Genomic DNA, 14,126 nt, shown 5'->3' on the forward strand with positions numbered 1-14,126 from the left:
GATAATGAACGGCTAAACATAAAATTTATTTAAATTTCTACGAGATAAATCGACATATATGACAACATTTTACCTCGACGGTCAGGCATTTGAGGCTAAGGCCGGTGAGTCGGTATTAGACACCCTGATACGCCATGGTCAGCGGGTCAATTATTCCTGTAAGAAGGGCGTGTGTAAAACCTGTCTGCTGCAACATGTCGATGGCGAAATGGCGATCGGGGCCCAGCGTGGTCTGACGCTTGGGCTTAAGCAGCGTCACTATCTCTGCTCCTGTCAGTGTAAGCCCACCCCAGCCTTGCGTCTCAAGTCTATCCTGCCGCAGGATCTTTTTGTCGGCGCCAAGATCCAGGAGAAGCAGTTTATCAACGAGGCCGTGGTACGCGTCCGCCTGGCGTTAGACGAACCCTTGCAGCACCACCCGGGGCAGTACATCAACTTACGACGCTTCGACGGCCTGACCCGCAGCTATTCGCCTACCAGTCTGCCGGATGAGCCTTTTCTCGAGCTGCACGTGAGGCGCAAATATAATGGGCAGTTCAGCGATTGGCTGTATCACCATGCCGGCATAGGAGAGAAATTGCTGGTGCAGGGACCGCTGGGGAGCCGCTATTACCGCAGCGCCTATCGTGATGCCAAGCTGATCATCGTCGCCTTCGGCAGTGGTCTTGGTGTGGCCCATGCCATGCTGATGCAGGCGCTGGCTCAGGGGCATCAGGGGGAGATCTTCCTCTATGTGGGCGCCCGGGATGATAACGATCTCTATCTGCATCCTAAGCTGCTTAAGATGATGTTGGAACATCGTCAGTTTCACTATCAGGCCTGCATCACAGGGCAGAGTGAGAGCAAGGGGCGGCGGGTGATCCATGCCAACCCCTTTAGCGAGGCGCTCAAGTGTCACCAATTCGACCGTCAGCAACACTTGTTTCTTTGCGGCGAGCCGGGCCTGGTTAACGAGAGCCGGGAGATTGCTTTTCTCAATGGATTCCCCATTGAACGTATCCACAGCCTGTCGTTCGAGTACAAAGATCTGCGCAAACGTCCCAGAGGCTAGACTTAGGTCGGAGTAACAATGGACTGTTATTTTAATCCTGATATGATAACATCAACTAAATCATAAGGATGTAACTGTATTTGTCGCCCCTCATCCTAGGCGAATACAGATTTCAAGGACGGAATATGCTGATACGAATTGCAATTGAAGATGATTTTAACCTGCTGACACCTCTGTTTGATCGTTATCGTCAGAGCCTGGGGCAAGCGCCTGCCTTGGCCGACAGTGGCGAGTTCCTACAGGCCCGTCTGCATGAGAATGATTCGGTGATCTTCATTGCTCAGGTGGCCCTTGAGATCGTCGGTTTTATTCAGCTCTACCCCTCCTTTTCTTCGCGCTTGCTCAAGCCCGTTTGGTATTTTGACGACCTCTATGTCGAGGAGGCCTTTCGCCATCAAGGTATCGCCACCCGTCTGGTTGAGAAAGCCAAGGAGCTGGCCGATGAGACCAATGTGATGGCGGTGCGCCGCGAACACCTCAGCGGTGACGGTTTCATATACATCGACGAGTGCGACACGAGCGCAGTGTTTGCCGAGCAGGCGGCTAACCAATACTAATAGGCTGTCTTCAGGGATTTTGCTTGTGGTAAGATAGCGCCGTTTTTTGTCTTATCCTTGGAGATAAATCGGTGAATAAGAGTCTTATCACTAATTTACTGGCTGCCCTGTTGGTAGTCTGCGGCTATCTTTTTCAGCAAGCTATCGTCTTTAGTATCGGCCTGTTTGCTCTGTCGGGGGCGGTCACCAACTGGCTGGCGATCCATATGTTATTTGAGAAGGTGCCAGGCCTCTATGGCAGCGGCGTGGTGCTGGCGCGCTTCGAGGAGTTTAAGGCGGGCATCGCCCATCTGATGATGGAGCAGTTTTTTACCAACGAGAATATAGATAAGTTCCTGTCACTGCAGGGGGGCAGTGTGGCCCACATCAACCTGGAGCCTGTCATCGAGAAGGTGGATATGTCGCCTGCCTTCGACGCCTTGGTGACCACGGTAGAGCAGTCCTCATTCGGTGGCATGCTGACCATGTTTGGCGGCACGGAGGCGATAGCGCCACTTAAAGAGCCTTTCATCAACAAGATGAAGACCTCCTTGGTCGAGCTGACCCAGAGCGATGATTTCTATGAACTGCTAAAGAATGAGATAGAGCAGCCCGATGTGCTGGCGGATCTCAGGGCCAAGGTGAAGAGTATTGTGGATCAGCGCCTTGCCGAACTGACCCCTCAGCTGGTGAAAGAGATAGTGCAGCAAATGATCAAACAGCACTTAGGCTGGCTGGTGGTCTGGGGCGGTGTCTTCGGTGGCCTCATTGGCCTGCTGGCGGCCTTGCTGGGCTAGGTTGAAGACGAATAGAAAGGGAGCCTGGCTCCCTTTTTTATTGCCTATAATCTGAGCTATGGCACTGCCCCTCTAGATTTAACACTCGCTTTACCTTTAGTTAGGGGGTAGATTTAAAAAGCGAGACTTGGCTCACATTGATGGGCTAAACCTAACAACGATAGTCACTGCAAGGAAATGCAATGAATCAAGACCAGACCATTAACTATATCGAGATCCCGGTTAAGGATATTGCCGCGACCAAGGCCTTCTTTGGCAAGGTGTTTGGCTGGCAGTTTGAAGATTATGGCCCCGAGTATAGCTGTTTTACCAACGCGGGGATTGCTGGTGGATTTTTCCTGTCGGATAAAAGTTTCGATATCGCTTCTGGTTCGCCGTTAATCGTACTCTATGCCAAGGCGCTAGAGGTATGTTTAACTTCGGTTGCCGATGCGGGCGCCGTGATCACCCAGGAGATCTTCTCATTTCCTGGCGGTCGTCGTTTTCATTTTAAGGACCCAAACGGTAACGAGTTTGCGGTATGGTCTGAGTAAGAATGCCTCATTGTATCGTCGAATATAGCGCGCCGCTGGCGCAGCAGATTGCCATCGACAACCTGGTTGAGCTGGTGCATCGCGGCGCCATCGAGAGCGAGCTGTTTGAGCCTGCCAGTATCAAGTCTCGCGCCTATAGCGCCGAGCATTACCGTGTCGGTGAGGCAGAAGGAGCCGATTTTATTCATATCACGCTTAAGATCATGCCCGGTCGCACCGGTGAACAGAAGCAGCATCTGATGCGGTGTGTCGATCGCCAGATCGCGTCGTTGTGCGCCTCTGTATCCAGCATCACCATGGAGGTGTTGGATATCGAACGTGAACACTATTTTAAACGGCTAAATGATTAAACGATTAAATGGCTGAAGAGCCAAGTCTTTATCAGGAGTAGTATGGTCAATGGGAGATGGAGTCCCAGGAGTCATTCTTGAATGCAGCTTACCAAGGCCTTGATGTTGGTGGCGGGCTTGCTCGCCGCGCCGCCGGTTTACGCCGAAGACGAGCAGACGATGCGGGTCTGCGTCGATCACTATCCGCCGTTTCAAATTCTCGAGGGTGAGCATGAGCCTATCGGTGAGAATATTGCCGCGCTCGAGCTGTTTGCGCATCTGTTGCAGCGTCATTTGACCTTTATCTCCAGCCCCAATTTCGCCCGTTGCCTGCATATGCTAGAGCAGGGCAGCGCCGATGTGGTGGCCGGGATATATGCCAAGCCAGAGCGGGCGGTCTATAGCCACTTTCTGCCCTATCGCGATGACGGCCGATTCGTCTTCATCAGTCAGCGTGAACTGGCGAGTGTGAACGACTATGAGGATCTGAGGCCGCTCTCCATCGGCGTATCACGGGAGACAGAATATTTTGACCGTTTCGACAATGATGACAGCCTGAATAAGGTGGAGACCAACGATGTGATCTCGGCGACCAACATGCTACTCAAGGGACGTTTCGAGCTGCTGATCGTCTCCGAGGTAGTATTGCCGAGCCTGAGGGCGCGTTTTCGCGATTTCGACGACAAGCTTAGGGTACATCCCTATAGCCATGAGGAGCATCGCCAGGTCTATTTTGGCGTGAGCAAAAGGCACCAAATGGGGATCCCTATGGATAAGATGCAGGAAATCATCACTCAGGCCTATGAAGAGGGGCGCTTCATGCAGGCGGTCGAGCAGTTTGCCACGCAGCACCTAGAACACTATTGATTCACCAGCATGAATAACACGAGTGAACGAGAGTGTGCCAATAAAAAAGAGACTTTAAGGTCTCTTTTTTATTGGACTTTCTATTGCATTTTCTATCGGCAAGCGCCTAGTAAGCACTCTCATGCACCGACTGCACTGCACGACCCGATGGGTCGATGATCCCTTGCAGGCTCTCATCCCAGGCCAAAGCCTCAGGGGTTGAGCAGGCGACCGACTTGCCACCCGGTACGGTTTCGGCGGCCGATGGCAGCGGGAAGTGTTCCTCGAAGAAGCAGCGATAGAAGTAGGCTTCCTTGGTTTCAGGCGTGTTGTAAGGGAACCTGAACTTGGCGTTGGCCAGCTGCAGATCGTCTACCTGAGCCGCGGCATGGTCTTTTAGGCCATCGATCCAGGAATAGCCGACACCATCGCTAAACTGCTCCTTCTGACGCCAGGCCACCTCTTGTGGCAGCTTGTGTTCGAAGGCCTGACGCAGGATATGCTTCTCGATACGGCCCTCTTTCGACATCTTGGCCTCAGGGTTGAGTCGCATCGCCGTGTCGATAAACTCTTTATCCAGGAAGGGTACACGTGCCTCCAGGCCCCAGGCCGCCATCGCCTTGTTGGCGCGCAGACAGTCGAACAGATGTAGCTTGTCTAACTTACGCACCAACTCTTCATGGAAGGCTTGGGCGTTTGGTGCCTTGTGGAAATAGAGGTAGCCGCCAAACAGCTCGTCGGCGCCTTCGCCAGACAGCACCATCTTGATCCCCATCGCCTTGATCTTGCGCGCCATCAGATACATGGGGGTTGCCGCACGTATGGTGGTGACATCGTACGTCTCCAGGTGATAGATCACATCCTTTATCGCGTCGAGCCCTTCCTGGAAGCTGAAGGTGATCTCATGGTGTATGGTGCCTATGGCATCGGCCACCTTCTGCGCCGCCGCCAGGTCAGGTGCGCCGGTCAGGCCTACCGCGAAAGAGTGCAGCTGCGGCCACCAAGCATCGCTGGCACCATCGTCTTCGATACGACGTTTGGCGTAGGTCTGGGTGATGGCTGAGACCACAGAGCTGTCCAGTCCACCTGAGAGCAGCACGCCGTAGGGCACATCTGACATCAGCTGACGCTTGACCGCGGCTTCTAGTGCCTCGCGTAGTTCTTCCACGCTGGCCTCGTTGTCCTGCACGGCCTCGAAAGATTGCCAGTCGCGCTGGTAGTAGTGGGTCTCACCGCTCTTGGTCAGGTAGTGGCCAGGCTTAAAGGTCTCGACCGTCTTACAGACGGGCATCAGCGCCTTCATCTCCGAGGCGACATAGAAGTTGCCTTCGGCATCATGGCCTGTGTAGAGGGGGATGATCCCCATGTGATCCCGGCCAATCAGGTAGCTGTCGCTGCGCTTGTCGTAGAGCACGAAGGCGAAGATACCGTTGAGCTTGTCCAGAAACTCGGTGCCGTACTCTTGATAGAGGGCGAGGATCACCTCACAGTCTGAGTTGGTCTGGTAACTGTACTTGTCACCCAGTTCGGCCTTGAGTTCCTTGTGGTTGTAGATCTCACCGTTGACCGCCAGGATCAGGCTTTCATCTTCTGACAGCAGTGGCTGGGCGCCATGCTCGATATCGACGATGGCCAGACGCTCATGGGCGAGGATCGCCTTGTCGCTGGCATAGATCCCTGACCAGTCGGGGCCGCGATGGCGCAGCAACTTGGACATCTCCAAGGCAACCTGGCGTAGCGGCGTGGCATCGGTTTGGATGTCGAGAATCGCAAATATTGAACACATAATGAAAGCTCCAGAAAACGGTATAAATCTCAGTTGCCAATCACTTTGACAGCATTTTCTTCATCTGCCAAGCCTGAAAATTATCAAAACGTCATAAAATTTGCGTTTTAGATGATGTTTTCGTGGTTTTTATGGCGACGATTTTGAGTTTTGTTTTGCTGTTTGTGGTTTAAATTGTGAAATCTCTATTTTTGTTCCCATATCTGAGGTGGGATTTGTGCATTCTTAATCTCAGTCTGGATTTTAGTCGAGTTGGTAAAAAGTGGCGTGACTGGCGGATAAATAAACAAAAAGGCTTCCGATGGAAGCCTTTTATTCATGAGTTGCCGAAAACCTTAGTTACTCGGCGGTAGTGGTCTCTTTTGTGGTTGCCGGGCGCAGTTGGTGGAACTCGGTGCCGGCATAATAGCCGGGCCAGTCACCGTTGTTACCCAGGCGTTGAGCGGCCTGATAGTAGACTCCAAGATCTTCCAGGGCGCCGGAGAGATCCCAGTCGGCGCGATATTCGTCGCAGACATTGTGGTAACAGCCCTTCATCTGCGCTTTCATCTCGGCCTTGTATTTGGCCGTGGCGTCATCGACGGGGTTGTTGCCGCCACCGGCAAATACCGCAGGCACACCATACTTGGCGAAGCTGAAGTGGTCTGAGCGGAAGAAGCCGCCAGATTCAGGACGTGTCTCACTCACCGCGGTGCGCTGCTGGCCGCTGGCCGCCTCGACCAGATAGGTTTCCAGTTGTGACTTACCTTTGCCTACGATAGTGTAATCCGATGTACGGCCATAGATATTGGTGCTGTCCAGGTTGAAGACGGCCACTGTCTTGTCCAAAGGATAGACAGGGTTGGCGGCGTAGTAGCGCGAACCTAACAATCCTTGCTCTTCGCCTGTGGTGGCGACGAAGGTGAGCGAACGCTTAAGCGGCTTACCTTGCTTGGCCTGGGTGGCAAACTGGCGGGCAATCTCCAGGATCCCTGCTGTGCCAGAGGCGTTGTCCAGGGCGCCGTTATAGATCTGATCGCCCTGTTTGCTGCTGTCCAGGCCGATGTGGTCCCAGTGAGCAGTAAAGAGGATCTGCTCATCACTGGCGTCCTGGCCGGGCAGAGTCGCGACGACGTTGTAGCTATCGGCATATTCCGCCTTGTTGGTGAAGGCGATGCTGGCACTTTTCTGCAGGGCGACATTCACCGGGCTGCTGGCGGCGCGATCGCTTAAGGTTGCAAGGGACAAGCCCGCACTGTCGAACAGTTCGCTGGCTTTTTCCTTGGTGATCCAGCCTTCGACCTGTACGCGGCTGTCCTGTGTGGCCTTATCCAGCACCAGATCTTGCTGCGCGCCGGTCCAACTGTTTTCGACGACAGACCAAGGATATGAAGCCGGCTTGGTGTCATGAATGATGATGGCGCCGAGGGCCCCCTGACGGCTGGCTTCCTCAAACTTATAGCTCCAGCGGCCGTAATAGGTCATCGCCTTGCCGTTAAACTTGCCCGATTCTGGCAGGGCGAAGCCGGGATCGTTAACCAGGATCAGGGCAATCTTGCCCTTCATGTCCAGTCCTTGGTAGTCGTCCCAATTATATTCGGGTGCCTTGATGCCATAGCCGACAAAGACCAGGGGCGCATCTTTGATCTCGACGCCCTTATTGTCGTGGCGACTGCCAAGCACGATATCCTGACGGTAGTGCATCGGCAGGTCACCCAGGGTGATGTTTTGCGACTCGCTGGCGGTGTAGCTCACCATAGGTACGGGTTGCAGGAAGCTGCCATCGTTGGCGCCGACCAGCCCGGCGGCGGCAAAGGCCTTGCTAAGGTAATCCAGCGTCAGCTTCTCACCTTGAGTCGTCGGGGCACGGCCCTCAAATTTATCCGAGGAGAGGGTCTGAATATCCAGCCTGAATCTGGCTTCGTTAAATGCAGGAACTTGCTCCTCGCTACTGAGCTGGGGAGCATGCTGGCTACAGGCGCTGAGGAGCACCAGAGCACAGGTGGGTAGGGCAAAACGCATGGGACTTCCTATTTGTTTTTGTTATCTATTTATTGATTGCGCCCACATGATGAATAAGATGCCGCTCATTATCAAGGGAGGTGGGACGATTAAATGTTACGCTTTATGTTTGCTGGAAGGCAGATAGCATCAGGGTTTGGAGGGATAAATCTTGTGTTGATTAGGGATAAAAAACACGCGGCCTGGGCCGCGCGTCTTGGCTAGTGATTTCTCTGGCTAATCGGGCTAGATAACGTCGATATCACCGGCGCAGTCAAACACATGGTTGGGCCTGAATGGCTCCTTGTCGATATCTTTTATCTGGCTGACGCCGCTGGTGACCAGAATGGTTTCCAGGCCCGCCTGAAACCCCGCTAGGATGTCGGTGCGCATGTTGTCGCCGATGATCACGGTATTTTCCGAGTGGCCGCCGATATGGTTGAGTGCACTGCGAATGATCCAGGAGCTGGGCTTGCCCACGTAGAAGGGTTTGCGACCACAGATGCGCTCGATGGGGGCACACAATGCACCACAGGCCGGACTGTGGGCCGGGCCGTGGGTGTCTGGGTTGGTGGCGATAAAGCGGGCACCGGCGGCGACGAACTGGGCAGCCTTGTGGATCATGTCCCAGTTGTAGGAGCGGGTCTCACCGACGATGACGAAATCAGGGTTGATGTCGGTTATGGTAAAGCCCGCTTTGTAGAGCTCGTGGGTGAGGGCGCCTTCGCCAATAACAAAGGCCTTGTCACCCGTCTGATGCTTGAGAAAATCAGCCGTTGCCATGGCCGAGGTATAGAAACACTCTTCTGGTACCTGGATCCCGGCGGCGCCGAGGCGATTTTGGAGATCTTTACCCGTTTGAACCGGATAGTTGGTCAGAATGACCAGTGGGTTTCCCTGCTCGAGAATGCGATGGATAAATTTATCGCTGCCAGGGATCAACTTATTGTCATGTAGCAGTACACCATCAATATCACAAATTACGTTTTTCATCTTAGGTCTCATCTTGCTAGCAGAAAGTCAACTGCCTTCATCTAAAACCAATTGTGTTTTAAAAACAATGGAATTTGGTGATTTATTTAGTCTGGCCAGCAATAAAGGGATGCTTTGGGCTTAGTGGTTAAATTGGGTGGGCGTTTCTGCTGTGGCTCAAGGTATGCAGCCAAAGAGGTAAGGCATAACAAACCGGCTGATCAAAGAATGCGCTTATGCCAATAAAAAAGAGACCCTAGGGTCTCTTTTTTGTCTGCTTTAAGCTAATGCGTTAAAGGGTTAGTCAGCGGCGTAGCCCATAGGGCCAAGCGGTTGCTCGTCAAGGTAGGCCTTGCCGTCAGACATGCGCAGGCGCTGCTGGCTGAACCACTTCACCACTAAGGGATAGATGGCATGTTCCTGCTCATGTACCCTTTGTGCCAGTGTGCTGGCATCGTCTTCGGGATAGACGGGCACCTTGGCCTGCAGGATCACAGGTCCTGCATCCAGCTCTGGGGTCACAAAGTGTACACTGGCGCCATGTTCGCTGTCACCGGCGTCGATCGCCCTCTGATGAGTATGTAGGCCCGTGTATTTCGGCAGCAACGAAGGATGAATGTTGATCATTCGTCTTTCGAACTGCTTGACGAAATCATCGCTCAGGATCCGCATGAAGCCTGCCAGCACGATAAGATCTGGCTGGTACTTGTCGATGGCCGCCTTGAGACGCAGATCATAGTCGCTGCGAGACTCGCCCTCGTGGGGGATCACGCAGCTGGTATCGATCTCACTCTGATGCGCGCGCATCAGGCCATAGGCATCGGGCTTATTGCTGATCACCCCAACGACTTCGGCGTCCAGGTTATCGTCACAACCGTCGATGATGGCTTGCAGATTGCTGCCATTACCAGAGACCAGGACGAGAACGCGACAGCAGTTGGGCATTAGCAGATCTCCACTTGCTCTTCGTCGCCATTGCGGCTGGCAATGTCACCGATGAGCCAAGCGTTTTCGCCTTCGGCCTTAAGTAGGGTTAGCGCCGCATCCACTTGATCCTGTGGCAGGGCGATGATCATGCCGACACCACAGTTGAAGGTACGGTACATTTCAAACTCGGCGATATTACCGTTTTCCATCAGCCAGTTGAAAACGGTAGGCCATTGCCATGAGTCGCCCTTTACCACGGCTTTAGCATCATCGGGTAGCACGCGTGGGATGTTTTCCCAGAAGCCGCCGCCAGTGATATGGGCCATAGCATGGATGTCATGCTTCTCAAGCAGCTTAAGCAGCGGCTTAACATAAATCTTGGTCGGTTCCAGTAGGTGGTCGATCAGCGGCTTGCCTTCAAGGTCTTGCTGAGGATCGGCCTTGCTCACTTCCAGTACCTTACGGATCAGTGAGTAACCGTTTGAGTGTGGGCCGCTTGAGCCCAAGGCGATCAGCGCGTCACCGGCAACCACTTTAGAACCGTCGAGTACATCTTCTTTCTCGACAACGCCGACGCAGAAGCCAGCTAAGTCGTAGTCTTCGCCTTCGTACATGCCAGGCATCTCGGCGGTTTCACCACCGATAAGGGCGCAACCTGATTGAGCACAACCTTCGGCAATGCCGTTAACCACAGAGGTCGCGGTCGCAACATCTAGCTTGCCAGTGGCGTAATAGTCGAGGAAAAACAGGGGCTCTGCACCGGCAACAATCAGATCGTTGACACACATGGCAACCAGGTCGATACCTACGCTGTCATGTTTCTGATAATCGATAGCCAGTCTAAGCTTGGTACCAACACCATCGGTGCCAGACACAAGAACTGGATGTTTGTACTTAGTTGGCAGCTCGCAAAGTGCGCCAAAACCACCTAGGTTGCCCATGACTTCGGGGCGGTGGGTACGTTTAACGGCAGATTTGATATTGTCTACAAGGGCATTGCCTGCGTCGATATCAACACCTGCATCTTTATAGCTTAGCTGGGTAGGAGTGCTCACGGAGGATCCTCTCGGGTACATCGTTATTGGATTTTTATGCGGCGCTATTCTATCAGCTTGTGTAGGCACTCGAAAGGGATGATTTTGAATATTCAAACGGACTTAGGTCACGATTTACCGTGTTTGTAAAACTTTATGTTTTCGATTGTGAACAAATCTACTAGAATCGGTACAATTTGCTGGAAAAACTGGAATAGATCAGGAGAAAACGATGAAAGTGGTCGAAGTTAAGCATCCTCTAGTACGTCATAAGATTGGCTTGATGCGTGAAGGAGATATCAGTACTAAGCGTTTCCGTGAGTTAGCGGCTGAAGTGGGTAGCCTGTTGACCTATGAAGCGACCGCTGACTTTGAAACCGAGAAGGTCACTATCGAAGGATGGAACGGTCCAGTTGAAGTTGAGCAGATCAAGGGTAAGAAGGTAACTGTAGTGCCTATCCTGCGTGCTGGTCTTGGCATGATGGATGGTGTGCTTGAGCACGTACCGAGTGCACGTATCTCAGTTGTGGGTATCTACCGCGACGAGGAGACGCTGGAGCCTGTGCCATATTTTGAGAAGCTTGCTAGCAATATGCATGAGCGTATCGCATTGGTGGTCGACCCTATGTTGGCAACCGGCGGCTCTATGATCTCAACTATCGATCTGCTTAAAGAGCGTGGCTGCACCTCAATCAAGGCGTTGGTATTAGTAGCGGCGCCTGAAGGCATCGCGGCGCTTGAGAAGGCCCATCCTGATATCGAGCTTTACACCGCCTCTATCGATAAGTGCCTTAACGAGAACGGTTACATCCTGCCTGGTCTGGGTGATGCTGGCGATAAGATCTTTGGTACTAAGTAATACGTTAAGTTAGACCTAGTATCTAGTAGCAAGCCATATTAAATATGGTGAGCCGTAAAAAAGGAGCCTAAGGCTCCTTTTTTGTTGGCTGACTTTTGTGTCTGGACTCGATTAAAGTGCGATGTCCTTGTTAGAGCACCATTGCCGCAATCCAACCCGAGATCAATAGCGGGATGTTGTAGTGGATAAAGGTTGGGATCACGCTGTCACGAATATGATCATGCTGACCGTCGGCGTTAAGACCGGCCGTTGGGCCCAGGGTCGAATCCGATGCCGGTGAGCCCGCATCCCCCAGCGCCGCCGCCGTGCCGACCAGGGCGATAGTCGCCGGTACCGAGAAGCCGAAGCTGATGGCCAGCGGCACATAGATAGTGGCGATAATCGGGATGGTCGAAAACGAAGAGCCGATTCCCATAGTGATGAGCAGACCGACCACCAACATCAAGAAGGCCGCCAATGCGCGATTGTCACCGATGAGGTGGCTGAGGGAATCAACCAGAGTGCCCACATCGCCTGTGGCCTTGACCACGGCAGCGAAACCGGCGGCGGAGATCATGATGAAGCCGATGTTGGCCATCATACGTACCCCTTGGTTGAAGATATCCTGATCGGCCACATGCTTAAGGGCGCCGGAGAAGCTGAAGATGATAAAGCCGATGAGGGCGCCGAAGATCATCGAGCCGGTATAGAGCTGTACCACCAGGGTCGATGCTATCGCTATTAAGGCGATGACAATATTGCGGCGATTGAGGGTTTCTTCCGGCTCCGCGGCCAAGATCAACTCCTCTTTATATTCTCTTGGCTTGCGATAGCTGACAAACACGGCGATAAATAGTCCCGCGACCATACCCAGGGCAGGGATCAACATGGCCGGTGGGATCTGCTCGCGCACCGCATCTAAGTTATTGCTGGTGAGATTAGAAAGCAAGATGTCGTTGAGGAAGATGCCGCCAAAACCCACTGGCAGGATCATATAGGTGGTCACTAGGCCGAAGGTGAGTACACAGGCCACCAGACGTCTGTCTAGCTTGAGCTTAGACATCACATGCAAGAGCGGTGGGATCAGGATTGGAATGAATGCAATATGAATCGGCAGAATGTTTTGCGACGACACCGCCATGGCCAGGATAGCCAGCAAGAGCAGCCAGCGGACCTTGTTAATGTTGCCAGGGTTTTCCTCTCGACCTAACTGTGCAATCACCTTGCGAGAGATGAGCGTGGTAAGGCCCGAGTGCGACAGGGCCACGGCAAAGGCGCCCAGCAGGGCATAACTCAGGGCGATCTGCGCGCCGCCGCCAAGGCCGGTATTAAAGGCATCGACCGTTTGGTCTAGGTTCATGCCGCCGACGAGTCCGGCGACCAATGCACTCACAGTGAGTGCGATAACGACGTTCACGCGTGCTAGGCTAAGGCCCAACATCAAGCAAACGGCAATAACAACTGCATTCATATTGATTCAATCTGATTTTTTAATCTTTAATGGGAAGCTATTTTTGCCAGCAATAGCCCGTGTTGTCCAGCGTCTAGGCGTTTTATCTGAAAAATAGACAAGAGATGTAACCGAACTGTATTCAAGTTTACTGCGTAAGTGTAAATAAGCCTAACCGAGTGGACGGAAGAAGGTGATAACTTGGGCAACTCGATGAATATTTATTAAAAAAAGTGACAATGATCCCAAATTACTTGTGTCCCGCTGGTGACTGCCTATAATGCTTCTGAGTTCATAATTAAAAGCTTTTTCAATCCATAGATGGAGATAAAAAATGAGCGTATTAGTAGGCCGTCCGGCTCCTGATTTTACAGCTGCAGCAGTTCTTGGTAATGGCGAAATCGTTGATAGCTTTACCCTGAGCGAAGCGATTAAAGGAAAGCCAGCTGTAGTATTCTTCTACCCACTTGACTTCACTTTCGTATGCCCATCTGAGTTGATTGCCTTCGATCACCGCATGGAAGAGTTCAAGAAGCGTGGCGTTGAAGTTATCGGTGTTTCTATCGATTCTCAGTTCACTCACAACGCATGGCGTAACACTCCAGTAGACAAGGGCGGTATCGGCCAGGTTCAGTACACCCTAGTTGCTGACGTGAAGCACGATATCTGTAAAGCTTACGATGTTGAGCATCCAGAAGCCGGCGTGGCTTTCCGTGGTTCTTTCCTGATCGACAAAGAAGGTCAGGTTCGTCACCAAGTCGTTAACGATCTGCCACTAGGTCGTAACGTTGACGAGATGATTCGTATGATCGATGCACTTCAATTCCACGAAGAGCACGGTGACGTTTGCCCAGCAGGCTGGGAAAAAGGTGACAAGGGTATGGACGCGAGCCCAGCAGGCGTTGCTTCTTACCTGACTGATAACGCTGATTCACTATAAGCGATTCATGTTAAAGTCAAAAAAGCTGCCCTAGGGCAGCTTTTTTTATGGCTAGATTTTATGACAAGATTTTATGATTAGTCTTTATATCAGCCTAGCTGAGGCTC

General features: G+C 52.5%; 14 protein-coding genes. 8 read left to right on the plus strand and 6 right to left on the minus strand.

Annotated elements, in window-relative coordinates; all coding sequences use genetic code 11:
- The first annotated feature begins 58 nt into the window (after nt 1-58).
- The 6 genes from L2731_RS08915 (at nt 59) to L2731_RS08940 (ending at nt 4,113) form a co-directional block, all read left to right on the plus strand.
- On the plus strand, nt 59-1,051 hold the full coding sequence (locus tag L2731_RS08915) for an FAD-binding oxidoreductase (protein ID WP_239850181.1): 993 nt from the start codon (nt 59-61) through the stop codon (nt 1,049-1,051).
- A 125-nt stretch (nt 1,052-1,176) separates the two neighbouring features.
- On the plus strand, nt 1,177-1,608 hold the full coding sequence (locus tag L2731_RS08920) for a GNAT family N-acetyltransferase (RefSeq protein ID WP_249252762.1): 432 nt from the start codon (nt 1,177-1,179) through the stop codon (nt 1,606-1,608).
- 71 nt (nt 1,609-1,679) lie between these two features.
- Complete coding sequence (locus L2731_RS08925; protein ID WP_249252764.1) at nt 1,680-2,384, plus strand: DUF445 domain-containing protein; 705 nt, start codon at nt 1,680-1,682, stop codon at nt 2,382-2,384.
- Nucleotides 2,385-2,566: 182 nt separating this feature from the next.
- A complete protein-coding gene (locus L2731_RS08930; RefSeq protein ID WP_249252766.1) occupies nt 2,567-2,917 on the plus strand; it encodes a VOC family protein in 351 nt (116 codons plus the stop codon).
- A 2-nt stretch (nt 2,918-2,919) separates the two neighbouring features.
- Entirely contained in the window at nt 2,920-3,267 is a 348-nt protein-coding gene (locus L2731_RS08935) for a 5-carboxymethyl-2-hydroxymuconate Delta-isomerase (protein WP_249252768.1), read from the plus strand.
- A gap of 81 nt (nt 3,268-3,348) precedes the next feature.
- The gene (locus tag L2731_RS08940; protein WP_249252770.1) at nt 3,349-4,113 is read left to right on the plus strand and encodes a substrate-binding periplasmic protein; all 765 of its coding nucleotides are present in this window, start codon (nt 3,349-3,351) and stop codon (nt 4,111-4,113) included.
- Between the two features lie 106 nt (nt 4,114-4,219).
- On the opposite strand, the gene asnB is transcribed toward L2731_RS08940, so the two are convergent.
- The 5 genes from asnB to purM all read right to left on the minus strand — a co-directional run bounded on the left by asnB (nt 4,220) and on the right by purM (nt 10,812).
- Complete coding sequence (gene asnB, locus L2731_RS08945) at nt 4,220-5,878, minus strand: asparagine synthase B (protein ID WP_249252773.1); 1,659 nt, start codon at nt 5,876-5,878, stop codon at nt 4,220-4,222.
- A gap of 339 nt (nt 5,879-6,217) precedes the next feature.
- Nucleotides 6,218-7,879 carry a M28 family metallopeptidase gene (locus L2731_RS08950; RefSeq protein WP_249252775.1) on the minus strand — a complete coding sequence of 554 codons (1,662 nt, stop codon included), beginning with the start codon at nt 7,877-7,879 and terminating at the stop codon, nt 6,218-6,220.
- 225 nt (nt 7,880-8,104) lie between these two features.
- Nucleotides 8,105-8,851, minus strand: coding sequence for an HAD-IIA family hydrolase (locus tag L2731_RS08955; RefSeq protein ID WP_249252777.1), 747 nt, complete (start codon nt 8,849-8,851; stop codon nt 8,105-8,107).
- A gap of 279 nt (nt 8,852-9,130) precedes the next feature.
- The gene (purN, locus tag L2731_RS08960) at nt 9,131-9,775 is read right to left on the minus strand and encodes a phosphoribosylglycinamide formyltransferase (protein WP_249252779.1); all 645 of its coding nucleotides are present in this window, start codon (nt 9,773-9,775) and stop codon (nt 9,131-9,133) included.
- Nucleotides 9,775-10,812: a phosphoribosylformylglycinamidine cyclo-ligase gene (gene purM / locus L2731_RS08965; protein WP_144198564.1), complete on the minus strand. Its 1,038-nt coding sequence runs from the start codon at nt 10,810-10,812 to the stop codon at nt 9,775-9,777. The genes purN and purM overlap by 1 nt, the downstream gene beginning before the upstream one ends.
- A gap of 211 nt (nt 10,813-11,023) precedes the next feature.
- On the opposite strand from purM, the gene upp reads away from it, so the two are divergent.
- Nucleotides 11,024-11,650, plus strand: coding sequence for a uracil phosphoribosyltransferase (gene upp, locus L2731_RS08970; RefSeq protein WP_011865313.1), 627 nt, complete (start codon nt 11,024-11,026; stop codon nt 11,648-11,650).
- A 130-nt stretch (nt 11,651-11,780) separates the two neighbouring features.
- On the opposite strand, the gene L2731_RS08975 is transcribed toward upp, so the two are convergent.
- Nucleotides 11,781-13,100 carry a Na+/H+ antiporter family protein gene (locus L2731_RS08975; protein ID WP_249252781.1) on the minus strand — a complete coding sequence of 440 codons (1,320 nt, stop codon included), beginning with the start codon at nt 13,098-13,100 and terminating at the stop codon, nt 11,781-11,783.
- A 313-nt stretch (nt 13,101-13,413) separates the two neighbouring features.
- Here L2731_RS08975 and L2731_RS08980 point away from each other — a divergent pair, with 313 nt between their 5' ends.
- The gene (locus L2731_RS08980) at nt 13,414-14,019 is read left to right on the plus strand and encodes a peroxiredoxin (RefSeq protein ID WP_041511691.1); all 606 of its coding nucleotides are present in this window, start codon (nt 13,414-13,416) and stop codon (nt 14,017-14,019) included.
- Nucleotides 14,020-14,126: the final 107 nt, after the last annotated feature.

It is taken from the genome of Shewanella aquimarina, assembly GCF_023349185.1.
GTDB classification, from domain to species: Bacteria; Pseudomonadota; Gammaproteobacteria; order Enterobacterales; family Shewanellaceae; genus Shewanella; species Shewanella aquimarina.

Bases quoted from the DNA above. Each gene is read 5' to 3' on its own strand.
- L2731_RS08915 (WP_239850181.1), top strand. From the start codon at position 59: ATGACAACATTTTACCTCGACGGTCAGGCATTTGAGGCTAAGGCCGGT.
- L2731_RS08920 (WP_249252762.1), top strand. From the start codon at position 1,177: ATGCTGATACGAATTGCAATTGAAGATGATTTTAACCTGCTGACACCT.
- L2731_RS08930 (WP_249252766.1), top strand. From the start codon at position 2,567: ATGAATCAAGACCAGACCATTAACTATATCGAGATCCCGGTTAAGGAT.
- L2731_RS08935 (WP_249252768.1), top strand. From the start codon at position 2,920: ATGCCTCATTGTATCGTCGAATATAGCGCGCCGCTGGCGCAGCAGATT.
- L2731_RS08940 (WP_249252770.1), top strand. From the start codon at position 3,349: ATGCAGCTTACCAAGGCCTTGATGTTGGTGGCGGGCTTGCTCGCCGCG.
- asnB (WP_249252773.1), bottom strand. From the start codon at position 5,878: ATGTGTTCAATATTTGCGATTCTCGACATCCAAACCGATGCCACGCCG.
- L2731_RS08950 (WP_249252775.1), bottom strand. From the start codon at position 7,879: ATGCGTTTTGCCCTACCCACCTGTGCTCTGGTGCTCCTCAGCGCCTGT.
- L2731_RS08955 (WP_249252777.1), bottom strand. From the start codon at position 8,851: ATGAAAAACGTAATTTGTGATATTGATGGTGTACTGCTACATGACAAT.
- purN (WP_249252779.1), bottom strand. From the start codon at position 9,775: ATGCCCAACTGCTGTCGCGTTCTCGTCCTGGTCTCTGGTAATGGCAGC.
- upp (WP_011865313.1), top strand. From the start codon at position 11,024: ATGAAAGTGGTCGAAGTTAAGCATCCTCTAGTACGTCATAAGATTGGC.
- L2731_RS08975 (WP_249252781.1), bottom strand. From the start codon at position 13,100: ATGAATGCAGTTGTTATTGCCGTTTGCTTGATGTTGGGCCTTAGCCTA.
- L2731_RS08980 (WP_041511691.1), top strand. From the start codon at position 13,414: ATGAGCGTATTAGTAGGCCGTCCGGCTCCTGATTTTACAGCTGCAGCA.